The organism is Psychromonas sp. MB-3u-54, from assembly GCF_002836415.1.
Lineage (GTDB): Bacteria > Pseudomonadota > Gammaproteobacteria > Enterobacterales > Psychromonadaceae > Psychromonas.
Genome location: NZ_PJBP01000036.1, coordinates 1 through 501 on the forward strand (window position 1 = coordinate 1; position 501 = coordinate 501).

The 501-nt window shown below is 47.5% G+C and carries 1 protein-coding gene; it reads right to left on the reverse strand.

The window, feature by feature from the left end; genetic code table 11:
• Positions 1 to 455: tyrosine-type recombinase/integrase (locus CXF72_RS00475; RefSeq protein ID WP_232784833.1), on the reverse strand; the 455-nt coding region annotated here is incomplete at its 3' end.
• Between the last annotated feature and the right edge of the window lie 46 nt (positions 456 to 501).

Genomic DNA, 501 nt, shown 5'->3' on the forward strand with positions numbered 1-501 from the left:
TGGGTATAGCGTGCGGTGGTGTTGAGGCTGGCATGTCCGAGTAAAAGTTGTAGAGAGCGCAGATCTAATCCTTGCTCTAAGAGGTGAGTTGCAAAGCAGTGTCTGAGTGAATGCGGACTGATCGGTTTGTTGATGCGGCAGGTGCTTAACACTTTTTTCATTGCTTTTTGTACGCCACCCTTATCCATTGGCGAATCAGCTCCTCTACCTTGACCGGGAAAGAGTAATTGCGGATGGCGATGTATTTTCCAATAGCAGCGCAGTGCAGCGAGGGTGCGTTGCGGTATTGGGATTAGTCGGTCTTTGCCGCCTTTGCCATCACGAACATGTACCTGCATAAGCTGACTATCAATATCATGCACCGTAAGATTAAGCGCTTCACTCAGACGTAAGCCCATGCTGTACAGAGTAAGAAAAAACACTTGATAACGTTGCTGTTTGGTTTCACTGATCATAAGCCCAACTTGCGCAGGCGTTAATATATCCGGAAGTCGTTTAACC